This window comes from Pandoraea pnomenusa, from assembly GCF_000767615.3.
Lineage (GTDB): Bacteria > Pseudomonadota > Gammaproteobacteria > Burkholderiales > Burkholderiaceae > Pandoraea > Pandoraea pnomenusa.
In genome coordinates this window covers 65221-81005 of sequence record NZ_CP009553.3, presented here as the reverse complement: position 1 = coordinate 81005, position 15785 = coordinate 65221, and the positions used below count along the sequence as shown (strand labels likewise).

13 protein-coding genes are annotated in these 15785 nt (G+C 62.8%); all 13 read right to left on the bottom strand.

Going from position 1 to position 15785, the window contains the following annotated elements; genetic code table 11:
• Positions 1-6: 6 nt before the first annotated feature.
• Positions 7-510 (bottom strand): ATP synthase subunit I, encoded by a 504-nt coding sequence (locus LV28_RS24410; protein WP_023598330.1) that lies wholly within the window; start codon positions 508-510, stop codon positions 7-9.
• Between the two features lie 244 nt (positions 511-754).
• Positions 755-1981, bottom strand: coding sequence for an SLC13 family permease (locus LV28_RS24405; protein ID WP_255315198.1), 1227 nt, complete (start codon positions 1979-1981; stop codon positions 755-757).
• A 24-nt stretch (positions 1982-2005) separates the two neighbouring features.
• The gene (locus tag LV28_RS24400) at positions 2006-2905 is read right to left on the bottom strand and encodes a ParB/RepB/Spo0J family partition protein (protein WP_023598328.1); all 900 of its coding nucleotides are present in this window, start codon (positions 2903-2905) and stop codon (positions 2006-2008) included.
• Positions 2906-2932: 27 nt separating this feature from the next.
• On the bottom strand, positions 2933-3703 hold the full coding sequence (locus tag LV28_RS24395) for a ParA family protein (protein ID WP_023598327.1): 771 nt from the start codon (positions 3701-3703) through the stop codon (positions 2933-2935).
• A gap of 182 nt (positions 3704-3885) precedes the next feature.
• Positions 3886-4470 (bottom strand): lipocalin family protein, encoded by a 585-nt coding sequence (locus LV28_RS24390; protein ID WP_023598326.1) that lies wholly within the window; start codon positions 4468-4470, stop codon positions 3886-3888.
• A complete protein-coding gene (gene rsmG, locus LV28_RS24385; protein WP_023598325.1) occupies positions 4467-5147 on the bottom strand; it encodes a 16S rRNA (guanine(527)-N(7))-methyltransferase RsmG in 681 nt (226 codons plus the stop codon). The genes LV28_RS24390 and rsmG overlap by 4 nt, the downstream gene beginning before the upstream one ends.
• A 12-nt stretch (positions 5148-5159) precedes the next feature.
• The gene (mnmG, locus tag LV28_RS24380; RefSeq protein WP_038619292.1) at positions 5160-7136 is read right to left on the bottom strand and encodes a tRNA uridine-5-carboxymethylaminomethyl(34) synthesis enzyme MnmG; all 1977 of its coding nucleotides are present in this window, start codon (positions 7134-7136) and stop codon (positions 5160-5162) included.
• A 1624-nt stretch (positions 7137-8760) separates the two neighbouring features.
• Positions 8761-9507, bottom strand: coding sequence for an ABC transporter ATP-binding protein (locus LV28_RS24375; RefSeq protein WP_038619295.1), 747 nt, complete (start codon positions 9505-9507; stop codon positions 8761-8763).
• Positions 9507-11303: a branched-chain amino acid ABC transporter ATP-binding protein/permease gene (locus LV28_RS24370; protein ID WP_023594867.1), complete on the bottom strand. Its 1797-nt coding sequence runs from the start codon at positions 11301-11303 to the stop codon at positions 9507-9509. The genes LV28_RS24375 and LV28_RS24370 overlap by 1 nt, the downstream gene beginning before the upstream one ends.
• An 18-nt stretch (positions 11304-11321) precedes the next feature.
• On the bottom strand, positions 11322-12377 hold the full coding sequence (locus tag LV28_RS24365; RefSeq protein WP_023598322.1) for a branched-chain amino acid ABC transporter permease: 1056 nt from the start codon (positions 12375-12377) through the stop codon (positions 11322-11324).
• A gap of 276 nt (positions 12378-12653) precedes the next feature.
• A complete protein-coding gene (hpaR, locus tag LV28_RS24360) occupies positions 12654-13154 on the bottom strand; it encodes a homoprotocatechuate degradation operon regulator HpaR (RefSeq protein WP_023598321.1) in 501 nt (166 codons plus the stop codon).
• Positions 13155-13395: 241 nt separating this feature from the next.
• Positions 13396-14541: an ABC transporter substrate-binding protein gene (locus LV28_RS24355; RefSeq protein ID WP_023598320.1), complete on the bottom strand. Its 1146-nt coding sequence runs from the start codon at positions 14539-14541 to the stop codon at positions 13396-13398.
• Positions 14542-14781: 240 nt separating this feature from the next.
• The gene (locus LV28_RS24350) at positions 14782-15564 is read right to left on the bottom strand and encodes a sulfite exporter TauE/SafE family protein (RefSeq protein ID WP_038619299.1); all 783 of its coding nucleotides are present in this window, start codon (positions 15562-15564) and stop codon (positions 14782-14784) included.
• Positions 15565-15785 lie beyond the last annotated feature (221 nt).

Below are 15785 nucleotides of genomic sequence, written 5' to 3'. Positions count from 1 at the left end.
TCACCGCTACTTCAGTGCCATCGCCAGCCAATAAGCCTTCAGCGTCAGCACAAAGGTGACGAGGAACGCTACCCAGTGAATTCCCGGGTAACCGAACGCTACAGCCACCAACAACGCGATCGTCGTTGCTACCTTGATCGCTTCTCCCATCACCAGCGAACCGACGGAGAGGCGATCACCTGACATCCTTAACCGCAACGCAAACAATGCGCCCGGTATCCAACCGATCATTCCGCCCAGCCATGCGGACACCGCCGCGTCTCGTGGCGATGCCGAGAGCATCCACCAGGCGAGTGTCGCAACCAGCGACAGCAGTACCTGGGCTCCCACCACCCTGAATGGAGTCACACGTGACGCGCGCCCCACATCGGGACCGAACAGGCGCTCGGCCTGCGCACGCGTGAGCGGAACGATGGTTTCTTGCTCCTGCTCGTCGTCCCAAGCCTCTGATGTTGCACGTGCCGGCGCTTGCGGTTTCGGTTCCAAGTTCGACCGTTGTTCGTCGGTCATCTCGTAGCCTCCCCGCCCGACTCGTGCAAAACGAATGGGCTCTTCAAGCAGATAAATCCGCGAGATTTTACGGGACATTACGAACCCCAGTCAATCGAAACGCGCAACAAATTCGCCGAAATTGTGCAGTGCATGCTTCGATTTGGCGCCAACTCTCAAGGACCGCGTTTTTCCTCATGGTGCAGCGCGGCATTGCGCGCAAACGCCGCATGATCGGGCCAACTGGGGGACATTCCATGCGCGATCAGACCCATTTCAGGGCAAGCCACCCGACGCCGAGTGCCACCACGTAAAACGGGACGGCAAGCACGTGAAAGTGCCACCAGATCGCCTTCGATTTCGCCATGCGCAACGCGATCAGATTGGCGAGCGAGCCGACCGCGAGTCCGAACCCACCGACGGCGACGCCGTGGGCGAGCGCGGGCCAGTTGTGGCTGTACTCCGCGAGCAGGATGGCGGCGGGCACGTTACTGATGAACTGCGACAACACGGCCGCGCCGACATAGGCCGCCGCACTTCCGTTGAAATCGACGTGCCCAAGCGCCTGCCGGATTTCGGGAAGCCCAGCCAGTCCTCGCAGCACCACGAACATCAGCACGAAGATCGCGAGCAGCAACCAGTCGATGCCCAACACCGCGTTGCGGCGCGTCGCCAGAAGTACCACGGTCACCGCGGCGCAGGCCCAGCCGGCGTAACCGTGATCGGCGAGCGCCACAAAGCCCGCGAACAGCACGAGGGCAATCCAGAGCAGCGGCCAGCGCACGTCGTGCGCCGGCCCTCGACGCTGGAAACGCAGGGCGCGCGAGTCGAACGCGAACGCGCAGAGCGCCAGCAGCATCCCCATCAGCGCGAGCGTGATCGGCGCCATCATGACCACGTACGCCCCGAAGCCCATGCCGCTTTGCTGCCAAAGGAACAGATTCTGAGGATTGCCAAGCGGCGTAAGACTCGATCCCGCATTCACCGCGAGCGCGAGAAAAATGATCAGCCGCTCGATACGCACAGGCGCGATTCGCGCGAGCGACTGTGCCAGGGGAACGACGGCGAAGAGTGCGACGTCGTTGGTCAGCAGCGTCGAGAGTGCGGCGGCGAACGTCACCATCAGCAAGGCAAGGCGCCGCTCCGTGCGAAACGCACGCAGCAGGCGCTGCGCGAGCCAGTCGAGAAATCCGCTCTGATCGATGGCGCGAGTGAGCATCAACAACCCCGCGAGCGTAAGGATCGTGTGCCGGTCGATTCGAGCGAGCAATGTCGCGGCACTCACCGGTCTCATCAGTTGCAGGACGACGAACGCGACGAGCAAAACGAGCAGAACGGGGTCGCCGCGCACACGTTCGAACGTCACACGAAGCGCGCGCGCCACACGTGCGCCGACGGTCCCATGCGCCGCCGGCGGCGCGGCCGTTGCGGCTGGCGGCACGCGAGGCGCCGCCTCGTCCTTGCCGGCCGGATCGCCCATGGATTTGCTCACGACAGAAAATTCAGTAGATCGAACTTACTCGGCGCGAATACGCGCAAGAATGCCATCGAGGGCGTCGAGGCTGCCAAATTCGATGGTGAGCTGCCCCGCGCCCTTGCGCCCGACCTTGATCTTCACGCTCGAGGCAAGCAGGTCCGAAAGCTCTTCCTCGAGACGGGTGACGTCGCGCCCCCCCTCCTCCGCCGACCGCCTGCGAATGCCATCGCCCTGCGGCTTGAGCGACGCATTCACGATGCGCTCGGTATCGCGCACCGACAAACGCTTGTTCACGACCTGATTCGCGAGCGTGATCTGCGTAGCGGCATCGACGGCGAGCAATGCACGTGCATGTCCCATATCGAGATCGCCCGCGAGCAGCATCGTCTGCACGGGCTGGGCGAGATTGAGCAGGCGCAACAGATTCGACACCGCGCTGCGCGAACGCCCAAGCGACTCGGCGGCCTGTTCGTGCGTGTAATTGAATTCGCCGAGCAGGCGTTGGATGCCCTGCGCTTCTTCGAGCGGATTCAGATCTTCGCGCTGAATATTCTCGATGAGCGCCATGGCGGCGGCCGCTTCATCGGCAACGTCGCGCACCAGCACCGGCACTTCCGAGAGACCGGCAATTCGCGCGGCACGAAAACGTCGCTCGCCCGCAATTATTTCGTACTTCTCATCATCGACACGACGCACCAGAATCGGTTGCATCAGCCCCTGGGCGCGGATGCTTGCGGCGAGCTCCTGCAATGCGCCTTCGTCCATTCGCGTACGCGGTTGGTACTTGCCGGCCTGAAGGCGCTCGAGCGCCATCACCGACGGCACGCCGTCGGCGCTCGCCTGCGCGGCCCCATTGTGATTATCGGCGTGTGCGCCGAGCAGCGCTTCGAGGCCGCGGCCCAGGCCCTTCTTTTTCAGTGCGTTGGTCTTGGTCGCCATGACAATGCGTTCCTGCGCGAATGCGCCTTACATAGTTTGAATGCGCGCGATCATTTCCGCGCCGAATTGGAGATACGCCTTCGCACCGCGCGACGCGGGGTCGAAAACCACGCCCGGCATGCCGTAGCTCGGCGCCTCCGCCAATCGCACGTTGCGCGGAATGATCGCGTTGAAAACCTTGTCGCCGAAGTGCTCCTTGAGCTGCTCCGAGACTTGCTGCTGCAAGGTGATCCGCGGATCGAACATCACGCGCAGCAGACCGATCACCTTCAGGTCGCGATTCAGATTCGCGTGCACCTGCTTGATCGTATTGACGAGATCCGAAAGCCCTTCAAGCGCGAAATATTCGCACTGCATCGGAATGATCACACCGTGCGCGGCGCACAAGCCGTTGAGTGTGAGCAGCGACAGCGTCGGCGGACAGTCGATGAGCACGAAATCGTAGGCGTCATCGACCTTGGCGAGCGCCTGTTTGAGGCGGGTATCGCGATTCTCGAGCGAGACCAGCTCCACGTCCGCGCCAGCCAGTTCGCGGTTCGCCGGCAATACGTCGTAGTTGCCCGACTCCGAGCGCTGACATGCGGCGGCCACATCGGCGCCGTCGACCAGCACCTCATATACGCTCGTCTCGAGCGCAGCCTTGTCGATGCCGCTGCCCATCGTCGCATTTCCCTGCGGATCGAGGTCGACCAACAGGACACGCTGCCCGTGCGACGCCAGTCCGGCAGCGAGGTTCACCGTGGTGGTCGTCTTGCCGACGCCGCCCTTCTGATTGGCCACGCAGAAAATTTTCGCCATGCCGATGTAGTCCTCCGAATGCTGCCTGGTTGATGCGGTTGGTGCTGATGATGCCGGGATGAAGCCGGTGATGCGAACGGGGATGCCGAATGCAACAAGGCATTCCCCGGCAATTCGAATATCTGAGCAAAGCTCAGATATTGCCTGAACTGGCCGGCGTCGGATGCACCGGCGCGTGGGGCTCAGGGCGCGCTCGCCTTTTGGGGCGTCATCACCAGCTTGTCGGTGTCGTAGCCCTGCTTTCGCAGTTGCGCTCGCATCTGATTCATGGTGTCGTCGTCGATCGTCGGGGTGCGCGAAAGGATCCAGAGATACTCCCGGCCCGGCTCCCCGACGGCGGCATACTGATAGTCACCGTCGAGCACGATAACCCAGTAGTTCGCCCAAAGCCAGGGAATCCAGCGTAGCCAGTCCGGTGCGAACGTCACCTTGAAACGTGCCGTGCCGGTGCCCTGCCCGTCGGTGCGGGCAAGTCCGGTATCGCTGACCCACGTACCGTCGTCCTTGCGGCACTTGTTGGTGACTTCGATCTTGCCGTCGGGTCGCGCCACGTATTCGGCGGTCACGTCCGACACACATTTTCGCTCGAAGAAATTCGGGTAGCGTGCTATTTCGTACCACGTGCCGACATATCGCGCTTTTTCGATCTTCTGCACGGGACGTACGCGGGTCGTGAGCGATTCCTGCCCGGACTGCGCCCAGGCAACGGCAGCCACGACCGAAAACCCGACCATGACGGCCCCGGCCCAGCGGGTCATCTTGTTCATGCGGTTACCTTTACGCGGAGCAAATGACGCTCGGCGTCGAGAAACGGGACGTTCAGCGGCAAACGCTCGACCAGTTCGCAGCCGTCGGGCAGCGCCAGTTCATCTTCCGCCGCCACGCCCTTCATGGCCCAGAGGCTACCATCGGGGGCGAGCAGATGGCGCGCGAGCGTGACGAAATCGCGCAATTCGGCGAAGGCGCGCGACACGATCGCATCGAAGGGTGCGGGGACTTCCTTGCCGACGACGAGCGATTCGACGCGGCCGGTCACCACCGTCAGGTTGGTCAGCTTGAACGTTGCACGCGCCTGGGTGAGGAAGGCTGTCTTCTTGTGAACGATGTCGTTGACCGTTACCTGCCAGTCAGGTCGCACGATGGCGAGCACGACGCCGGGCAAGCCACCGCCTGAGCCGACGTCGAGCACGCGTGAAATCGGCTCGCGATCGAGACGCGGCAAAATGGAAAGCGAATCGAGCAAATGCTTGACAACCATCTGCTGCGGATCACGAATCGAGGTCATCTGCAGCGAAGCGTTCCACTTTGCCAGCAGTGCCTGGTAGTCGAGCAGACGCGCTTGTTGCTCGTCGCTGATCGCCAGGCCAAGCTGCGCAATGCCGTCGGCGAGGAGCGTAGCCAGCTCATGACCGCCGTGACCGGCGGAATGTCGAGAAGACGTCATGGGCGCTCCGCGTCAGACAGCGTGCTGCCCGCCATTGGCGGCTGCGGCGGCGAGATCGGTCGCGGGGTGCTCCTGCGCACGACGGCGCCCGAGCCCCTTCTTCAGATGAATCATCAGCAGTGAGATGGCGGCCGGGGTTACGCCGGAGATGCGCGAGGCTTGCCCGAGCGTCTCGGGACGCTGCGCATTGAGTTTCTGGCGGACCTCGATGGACAATCCCCGGACGTCGTTGTAATCGATGTTTGCGGGAAGCACGGTATTCTCGTTGGCTTCTTTACGCACGATTTCGTCGGCCTGGCGATCGATATAGCCTTGGTACTTCACGGCAATTTCGATCTGCTCCCGGATTTGGTTCGCCTGCAGCGGATCGTCGGACAGTGCACCGTCGGGCGCCAGTCGCCCACCCTGCACGGCCATCAGTGCGTCGTACCCTACTTCGGGGCGGCGCAGCAGGTCGGCAAGCGAGTATTCATGATCGATGGCTTTGCCCAGCAGTGGCTCGGCGTCTTCCGCCGGGAACGTCTTCGGATTCACCCACGTGGTTTTGAGACGTTCTGTTTCACGTGAAACAGCGTCACGCTTGCGACAGAACGCCTCCCAGCGCATATCATCCACGACGCCGAGTTCGCGGCCGATCTCGGTCAGCCGCATGTCGGCATTGTCTTCGCGCAAGGACAGACGGTATTCGGCGCGGCTGGTGAACATGCGATACGGTTCTGACACGCCCCGGGTGATCAGATCGTCGACAAGCACGCCGAGATAGGCTTGATCGCGACGCGGGCACCATGCCTCGCGGCCCTGGACTTGCAGTGCGGCGTTGATGCCGGCGAGCAGCCCCTGGGCGGCGGCTTCTTCGTAACCGGTCGTCCCGTTGATCTGACCCGCGAAGAAGAGCCCCGAGATAACGCGGGTTTCGAGCGAGCTGCGCAGGCCCCGTGGATCGAAGTAGTCGTACTCGATGGCGTAACCCGGACGGAGAATATAGGCGTTCTCCATGCCTTTCATGGAGCGCACGAGCTCGAGTTGGACGTCGAAAGGCAGGCTGGTGGAAATACCGTTCGGATAGAACTCGTTGGTGGTGAGGCCTTCGGGCTCGAGATAGATCTGGTGCGATGTCTTGTCGGCGAAGCGATGAATCTTGTCTTCGATCGACGGACAATAGCGCGGCCCCACCCCTTCGATGACGCCGGTGTACATGGGCGAGCGGTCGAGACCGGCACGAATGATGTCGTGGGTACGTTCGTTGGTGTGGGTTACCCAGCAGGGGACTTGCTGCGGATGTTGCTCGGGGCGCCCCAGGAACGAGAATACGGGTACAGGATCGAGATCACCGGGCTGTGCTTCGAGCACGGAGAAGTCGATGGAGCGGCCATCGATGCGCGGTGGTGTACCGGTTTTCAACCGACCTTGCGGCAACTTCAACTCTTTGAGCCGGGCGGAAAGGCTGACGGCGGCGGGATCTCCAGCACGTCCGCCGACATAGTTGTTGAGGCCGACGTGGATTTTCCCATCGAGGAATGTCCCCGCGGTGAGCACCACGGCACGGGCGCGGAAGCGCAATCCCACTTGGGTGATGGCACCGACGACGCGCTCTCCCTCGACGATGAGATCTTCGACCGCCTGCTGAAAAAGCCAAAGGTTGGGCTGATTTTCGAGCCGGTGGCGGATGGCCTGCTTGTACAGGATACGGTCGGCCTGGGCGCGCGTCGCACGCACGGCGGGACCTTTGGACGAGTTGAGGATGCGGAATTGGATACCGCCCTCGTCGGTCGCAGCGGCCATGGCACCACCGAGCGCATCGACTTCTTTGACAAGATGGCCTTTGCCGATCCCCCCAATGGAGGGATTGCAGCTCATCTGGCCGAGCGTCTCGATGTTGTGGGTGAGCAGAAGTGTTTTACAGCCCATACGGGCCGAGGCGAGCGCGGCCTCGGTGCCGGCATGGCCGCCACCCACCACGATCACATCGAACTCGGTCGGATAAAGCATCGCAATTTTGCCGCGTGCGGCAAACTCTCTGGATTCGGTAATTGCGGAATTATAGCGGTATTGCGGTGCGTCATTTGTAACCGCGGCGATGTTTCACGTGAAACGTGCGCGGAAAGCGACGCTTTTGGAGACGGATGTCCGGGAGTGGCCCCACATTTGGGGCCATCCTGAGGTGCTGCCAGAAGGCGGCATGTCTTTGGTGATGCTGACTTCTGGTGCTTGGTTGCTGTGATTCGGCCTTTCCGTTGACACCACCTCCTTCAACGAAGGCGTCACCCTCACCCACCTCCGGGCCGCGAAGCTCACCGGCACCCCGACTGCGCTCCACCTCAAAGTCGCTCCGTCAGGGTACCGGCAAGCTTCGCCAATCGAATGCCCGACAACCCCCCGTTGTGATAGCTGCAGACTGTTCCACGTGGAACGTCGCCGACGATGAGGATCGCCCACAGGCGCGCCCGCTGCCTCACCCATCCCGCCAACCACCTCGACGCCCTCACCCGCCTCCGGGCTGCGAAGCTCACCGGCACCCCGGCTGCGCTCCACCTCAAAGTCGCTCCGTCAGGGCACCGGCAAGCTTCGCCAATCCAATGCCCCGACAACCCCCGTTGTGATAACTGGCGACTGTTTCACGTGGAACGTCGCCAACGATGATGATCACTCACAGGCACGCCCGCTTCCCCACCCATCCCGCCAACCACCACGACGCCCTCCCCCGCCTCCGGGCTGCGAAGCTCACCGGCACCCCGACTGCGCTCCACCTTAAAGTCGCTCCGCCAGGGCACCGGCAAGCTTCGCCCATCCAACGCCCTACTATCGACAATCCCCGTGATGAAACCAATTCCTGTTTCACGTGAAACATTGTTCGGGCGAACCTTGGGGGCTCCGCCACCGCTCGATATTGCCACGTGCCCCCACCCTATACCTGGCGATATCTGCGCAGGGTCATCCGTGACGTCCTGTCTGAGGTTCGAGGGTATGCGAGCACGGTTGGGCCACTGACGCATCTTGAAGCTTTACGGGCAGAGAAGATCGAGACGACGCGAATGGGTTTCGGGAATGGGATGGGTGGGGATTGGTGGTGCCCCGACGGAGCGACTTTGAGGTGGAGCGCAGTCGGGGTACCGCCAATCCCCACTGCCCGGAAGATGGGGAGCACGCCACCCGATCGAATGGGATGGGGTTTTAACAGAACACAGAAACCAACCCGCAAATTTCGCGCAAAACCCTAAACCGAAACACAAGCAACAAAATCGAAAGCGCTGACGGTGGTGAAGGGAATCAGCCACGTTATCCACATACATTTTTCGGCAGTTGGCTCGACGTTCTAGAATCTGCTTTTCTGTGGATAACCTCAATCACGATTTGTCGGGGATTTTTCGAAAAATCGCGCAACCCCTTATTGCGGCGGTGCGCCATAGATTTTGGTTACCCACAACTATCCACAAGCAACTGTGAATAACTGCGTTCGAGGCGAGTTGGGACAACGGCCTGAGCACATTGGGAATAATTAGGGACGGATAACCCAACGGAAAGAGAAATCCCCCAAATTTCGAAAATGAAAAAGCCCGCCAACTGGCGGGCTCTTTCGATGTCGATGCAGCAGGAAACCGACTGGGAGCGAAACTCAGGCCGCCTTCTTGGCCAGCCCCAGATACGTTTCAATGACCTTGGGATTGCTCGCAAGCTCTTGCGCCGGACCTTCCAGGGCCAGCTCACCGGTCTCGATCACGTACCCGTAGTCCGCCACCTGCAATGCGGCACGGGCGTTCTGTTCGATGAGCAGGGTTGCCACGCCGGTCTTGCGCAGGTCGCTGATGATGTGGAAGATTTCTTTCACGATCAGCGGCGCGAGGCCCAGGCTCGGCTCGTCCAGCATGAGCAGCTGCGGCTTGGCCATCAGTGCCCGGCCCACCGCCAACATCTGGCGCTCCCCGCCAGACAGCGTCCCGGCCTGCTGCACACGACGCTCCTTCAGGCGCGGGAACAGCTCATAAACCACTTCCATCTGGTCGAGGAAGTGCTTCTCCCCCGCCTTCTTGCGTCGATATGCGCCCAGCAGCAGGTTGTCCTCGACGGTCATCGTCGAGAACAGTTCGCGCTTCTCCGGCACCAGACACATGCCGCGCGATACGCGCGCTTCGATCGTCAGCGCCGACATCTCGTGCCCGAGATACATCACGCTGCCCTTGCTCGACCCGTTGTGCGGCAGCGCGCCCATGATGGCGTTGAGCATCGACGACTTGCCCGCGCCATTCGGACCGATCACGGTGACGATCTGCCCCGCCTGCACGCGCAGATGCGCCCCGTGCACCGCCTCGACTTTGCCGTATGCGACGGCGAGGTCCTTGACCTCAAGAATCGCGTCTGCCATCACTCCACTCCTCCAAGGTACGCCTCGAGCACCGCCGGGTTCTTCTGCACGTCTTCCGGCAGACCCTCGGCAATCTTGGTGCCGAATTCCATCACCACCAGGTGATCGGTCAGGTTCATCACGAAGTCCATGTCGTGCTCCACCAGCAGCACGCTCATCCCCTCGTCCTTGAGCTTCCTGAGCAGGTCGCCCAGCGCCTGCTTTTCTTTGTAGCGCAACCCCGCGGCCGGCTCGTCGAGCAGCAGCAGCGTCGGGTCGCACGCCAGCGCACGCGCGATCTCCAGAATGCGCTGCTGGCCCAGCGCCAGACTGCCCGCCTCGTCGTACATGTGCGCGCCCAGACCCACCCGCTCGATCTGTTGCTTCGCCTCATGCAGCAGCATGGCCTCTTCACGGCGATCGAGTCGCAGCACGCTCGACCACACCCCACCCTGCGGGCGGCGACGCAGGCCGTTCCCGTCGCGCAGGTACGCGCCGATGGCCACGTTCTCGAGCACGCTCATCTGCGGCATCAGCCGCACGTGCTGGAACGTACGGCCGATCCCCCGCTTGACGATCTCGCGCGAGGGCAGACGATCGATGCGCTCGCCAAGGAACGAGATCTCGCCTCGCGTGGCTTGCAGCACGCCAGTGACCAGGTTGAAGGTCGTGGACTTGCCCGCACCGTTCGGGCCGATCAGGCCCACGATCTCGCCCGCCTTGACCTCGAACGACACGTCGTTCACCGCGACGAGTCCACCGAATTCCTTGCGCGCCTTCTCGAGCTTGAGCACCACTTCGCCCACCGCCGGCTTGGCGCGGTGGCCCAGCGGCTCGGCCTGTTCCGGCGCCTTCGCCACGCGTCGCGCCGGGAAGATCTTGCCGAAGAACGGCCACACGCCATCGCGCGCGTATTGCAGCAGCAACACGAGCAGGATGCCGAAGACGATGGTCTCGAAGTTGCCGTTGGCCCCCAGCAGCACCGGCAGGATGTTCTGCAGGTAGTCCTTGAGCACCGTCAGGATCGCCGCGCCCAGCACCGCGCCCCACACGTGCGAGACGCCACCGACGACGGCCATGAACAGGTACTCGATGCCGTGGTTCAGGTTGAAGGGCGTGGGGTTCACGGCGCGCTGCAGGTGCGCGTACAACCAGCCGGAGATCGCCGCGAGCACGGCCGCGTAGACGAACACCACGACCTTCATCCACGCGGTGTTCACCCCCATGGCCTCGGCCATCACCCCGCCGCCCTTGAGCGCGCGAATGGCTCGCCCGGAGCGCGAATCGAGCAGGTTCTTGACCGACACGACCGCGAGCACGACCACCACCCAGATCAGATAGAACATCTGGCGACCGCTCGCCAGCTCGACGCCGAACAGGCTGATGGTCGGAATGTCGTTCAGGCCGTCGTATTTGCCTAGAAACTCGAGGTTGCCGAACAGGTAGTACAGCGACAGGCCCCACGCGATCGTGCCCAGCGGCAGGAAGTGCCCGGACAGTCGCATGGTGATGGCGCCGATGACGAGCGCGGCAGCCGCGGTGATCACGATCCCCACGATCAGGCCAAGCCACGGCGACGCCCCGTACGCGGTCGTCAGGTAGGCCGTGGCGTACGCCCCGAGCCCCACGAACGCGGCCTGCCCGAACGAGGTCATGCCGGCCACGCCCGTGAGCAGCACCAGCCCGATCGCCACGATGCTGTACAGGCCAATGTAGTTGAGCAGCGTCACCCAGTATTCGGGCAAACGCACGGGAGCCGGCAGTACCGGCAACGCTGCCAGCACCACCAGGAAAATCAGGAAGTATTTGTTTTTCATTCTGTGGTCCGCCCCGGCTTATTCCTCGTCTTCTTCCACGTGCTTGCTCGTGAGCGACAGCCACAGCAGCACCGGAAGGATCAGCGTGAAGACGATGACCTCCTTGTACGCACTCGCCCAGAACGACGAGTACGACTCCAGCAGGCCCACCAGAATGGCGCCCAGCGCCGCGACCGGGTAACTCACCAGACCGCCGATGATCGCCCCCACGAAGCCCTTCAGGCCGATCAGGAAGCCCGACTCGTAATAGATGGTCGTGATCGGCGCGATCAGAATGCCGCACAGCACGCCCAGCACCGCGGCCAGCGTGAACGCCAGACGCCCCGCCTGCACCGTGCCGATACCCACCAGCCGCGCGCCAAGACGGTTGACCGCCGTCGCACGCAGGGCCTTGCCCGAGAGCGAACGGTCGAAGTAGAAGTACAGCGCCAGGATCATCACCACCGACACGCCCACCACCCACAGGCTCTGCCCCGACACCATCACCGAACCGATGTTGAAGCTCGCGTCGGAGAACGCCTGCGTGCGCGAGCCCTCCGCCCCGAACATCACCAGGCCCAGGCCCGTGAGCGCGAAGTGCACGCCGACCGAGACGATCAGCAGCAACAACGTGCTGGCTTCGGCCAGGGGCTGATACGCCAGGCGATAGAGCATCGGGCCCATCGGCACGACCAGCAACAGCGTGATGGCGATCTGCACGAGCATCGGCAGCGTCATCGGTGCCAGCGCCTGGACGACGAAGAACACAGCGATCGGAAACACCAGGTATTTGCCCGCGAACACCGGCACCAGCCGCCCGGCCAGCTTGCGGCGCTCGCTGTGACGCAACACGCTCGCTGTCTCCACGATGAACGTGCATACGCCCATCGCCACGAGCAACCAGCTCGTGAGCGGAAACTTCTGGGTTTGCAGTGCCGCCAGCGTGAGCGCGCCATACGACACGAACTCGCCCTGCGGAATGAAGATGACGCGGGTGACGGAGAACACCAACACTAGCGCCAATGCCAACAAGGCATAAATCGCACCCGTGGTGATGCCGTCCTGCGCCAGGATGGCTGCAATCGAAAGATCCATGCTCCTCTCACTTCGTTTGAGTACTTCTTGAACCGGCTGGCGAGACAGCCGGTGTGATGCACGGCGCGGCGCGCTGCCGCCCCGTTCCCCTTCACTTCGTCACCCGCGCAACGTCCCCGTGCGGCAAAGCAACGAATTATGAATTGTATAAACGGTTATGCATTGGTAAAACCCGGGTGACTACTGAGGCGGCGACATTTGTGTCCTGGCGCCCCGCCCGGCCGCCGTTTGTCCCTCCTTCTGGCGTAGTCCCCCTTTTCAATGTCCCCGCGCCCCTCAGGCCGCCGGCTTCTTGCGGCGGCGCGCCTTGGCCGGCAGCGACGGCGCTTCGGCCAGGACTTCCGGCGGAAGCGCTTCACGCACCACGTCGAGCAACCGGTAGATGTCGGCAAGCGTGTCGCGCCCGACCTTGTCTTCCAGATAGCGATAGCGCTCTTCGACCAGCGGGCCGAGCTTCTTGCAAAGCGCACGGCTCGACGGCGTGAGCGACACCATGACCCGGCGCTGATCCGCGGCAACGCGACGTCGCATGATGAGGCCCGATGCCTCCATGCGCTCGAGCATGCCCGAGAGGCTGGGACTGAGGATGCAGCATTCGCGCGCGACCTGCCCGATCTCCATTTCCCCGGATTCGCTATCGTTGACGGCCCGGATGACACGCCATTGTTGTTCCGTGATGTCGTAACAATTGAGCAGAGGCCGGAACAGCCCCATCACCGCTTCACGTGTCTGTAGCAATACCAGCGATAGGTTGCGGTGTTCGAATTCACCCGTCATGGATTTACGCTCGAAAGAATCGCCTGGTCAGCCCCCCGGCTGCGGCGATCAGGTTGGGACAATGCGGCCTCTCATGTGCCGCTCGTTTCGCATGTCCTGCCGTCTCTTTGCGATGCGCGAAACTACCACGCTCAAGAAAAACGGGCGCGAACGCCCGTTCTTCCGGCCCGGGCGATCAAACCGGGCCCTGCAGATACGACAACGGGGCATGCCTGCGTGCTATAGGCAGCCCCGACGCGCATCAGTTCGCCAATTTCCACTTGCCGTTGACGATTTGCACCATGACGCGCGAGCGCTGATCCAGACCATTGTGGTCGTTCTTGCTCATGTTGAAGATACCGGCGGTGCCCGGCATGTCCTTCACGTTCTCCAGCGCCTCGCGCAGCGCGGCGCGGAATTCCGGCGTCCCCGGCTTGCCCTTCTTGAGCGCGACCGGAATGGCCGATTGCAGCAACAGGCCGCCGTCCCAGGCGTGACCGCCGAAGGTCGAGATCGAACCGGCGCCATAGGCCTTTTCATACGCGGCCTTGTATGCGGCGGCCGACTTCTTCACCGGATTGTCGTTGGGCAGTTGGTCGACCACGAGCAACGGGCCGGCCGGCAGGAACGTGCCTTCGCAATCCTTGCCGCAAACGCGCAGGAAGTCGTTGTTGGCCACGCCGTGCGTCTGGTACATCTTGCCCTTGTAGCCGCGCTCCTTGAGCGTGCGCTGCGGCAATGCCGACGGCGTGCCCGAACCGGCCACGAGCACGGCGTCCGGGTTCGCGCTCATGATCTTGAGCACCTGACCGGTCACCGACGTATCGGCACGGTTGAAGCGCTCGTTGGCCACGATCTTGACCTTGTTCAGATCGGCGGCCTTCTGGAATTCCTTGTACCAGCCTTCACCGTAGGCATCGGAGAAGCCGATGAACGCGGCCGTCTTCACGCCGTTGTCGGCCATGTGCTTGGCAATGGCGGTGGCCATCAGAATGTCGTTCTGCGGGGTCTTGAACGCCCACGCACGCTTCGCGTCGACCGGCTCGACGATCGCCGCACCCGCCGCCATCGAGATCATCGGCGTTTGCGTCTCGGCCGCCACGTCGACCATCGCCAGCGAGTTCGGCGTCACGGTCGAGCCGAGCACGGCGTCGACGTGATCTTCGCTGATCAGCTTGCGCATGTTCTTCACGGCAGTCGTGGTGTCGGTCGCGTCATCGAGCACGATGTACTGCACGGACTGGCCGGCAATCGTCTTCGGCATGAGCGAGATGGTGTTCTTCTCGGGAATGCCCAGCGAAGCCGCCGGACCGGTCGCCGACAGCGACACGCCAATCTTCACCTGGGCGTTCGCAACGCCCACAGCCAGCATCATCGCGGATGCCATGCACAGCAACTTCAGTTTCATTTGGGTCTCCTCACAAAAATTTCGAATTCGTTTTTCTGCCGCTATTCTGCCGCTTCTCTCTGCTCTTTCGCCTTCACCGCGTCGGCCTTCATCACCGCATCCGCGCCATTAACCGACCGAGCAGTCGGCAAATCGTCGCCCATCTTACGGGCACCTGCGTCGTTTCGTAAAGTGCGGTTTCCCCACATGTCGCATCGGGCACAGCACCGCCCGCCGCGTCCGGGCATCCGCCGGACACCGTCAGGCGCGCAAAAAGGCGTCGTAGCCGGTCTTCACGATCAGCACGGCGAGCACGCACAGGAACATTCGCCGCACGAAGCCCACGCCGTGCTTGAGCGCGAGCCGACTGCCCACCAGGCTGCCCAGCACGTTCATGACCGCCATGCCGGCCCCCACCTGCCACCATACGTGCCCACCCATGCCGAACAGCCACAGCGCTGCCAGGTTGGTCGCCACGTTCACGATCTTCGACGACGCCGACGCATTCACGAAATCCTGCCCGAACAGACGCACGAACAGGAATACGAGGAAACTGCCCGTGCCGGGGCCGAAGAAACCGTCGTAGAAGCCGATGGCGCCGCCCACGGCGATCGCCATGAGGGTCACCCCTGCCCCCCCCCTCACGGGGGCGTGAACCGTCCCGAAATCCTTTTTGCGCAGCGTGTACACCGCCACCCCCACGAGCACGAACGGCAGCAGCTTGCGCAGGACGTCGGCGGGAATGTGGGTGACGGCATAGGCGCCGCAGAATGAGAAGACGAAAGCGGCGAGCGTGGCAGGCACCAGTATCGCCCACTGCAGTTGCACGCCACGGGCGTAGCGCAGCGCGGCCGAGGCGGTTCCCCAGATGCCCGCCATCTTGTTGGTGCCGAACAGCACAGGCGGCGCCGCGCTCGGAAAAACGGCAAAGAGCGTGGGCACGGAGATCAGTCCCCCGCCCCCGACCACGGCGTCCACAAGCCCCGCGAGAAACGCCCCACCCGCGAGCATCAGCAATTCGCTCGGCGCCCAACTGACTAACATACATTCCCCATACATGCCCGACCGTCGCAGGCCGATGGCCGGACGAAAACGGCGAGGATAGCGCCTTTAGCCCGCATTGCGCGTAGTTGGGGGCCACAATTCTCGCAATATGGTGCGCGATCGACGAAAAGCTGGCGAAAAACCGGGTGAGGCGGCCAAAAAACGGTAAATCGCGGCGAAAAGACGATGACCGGTGACCGTAACAAGCGAGGGCGGGGGCG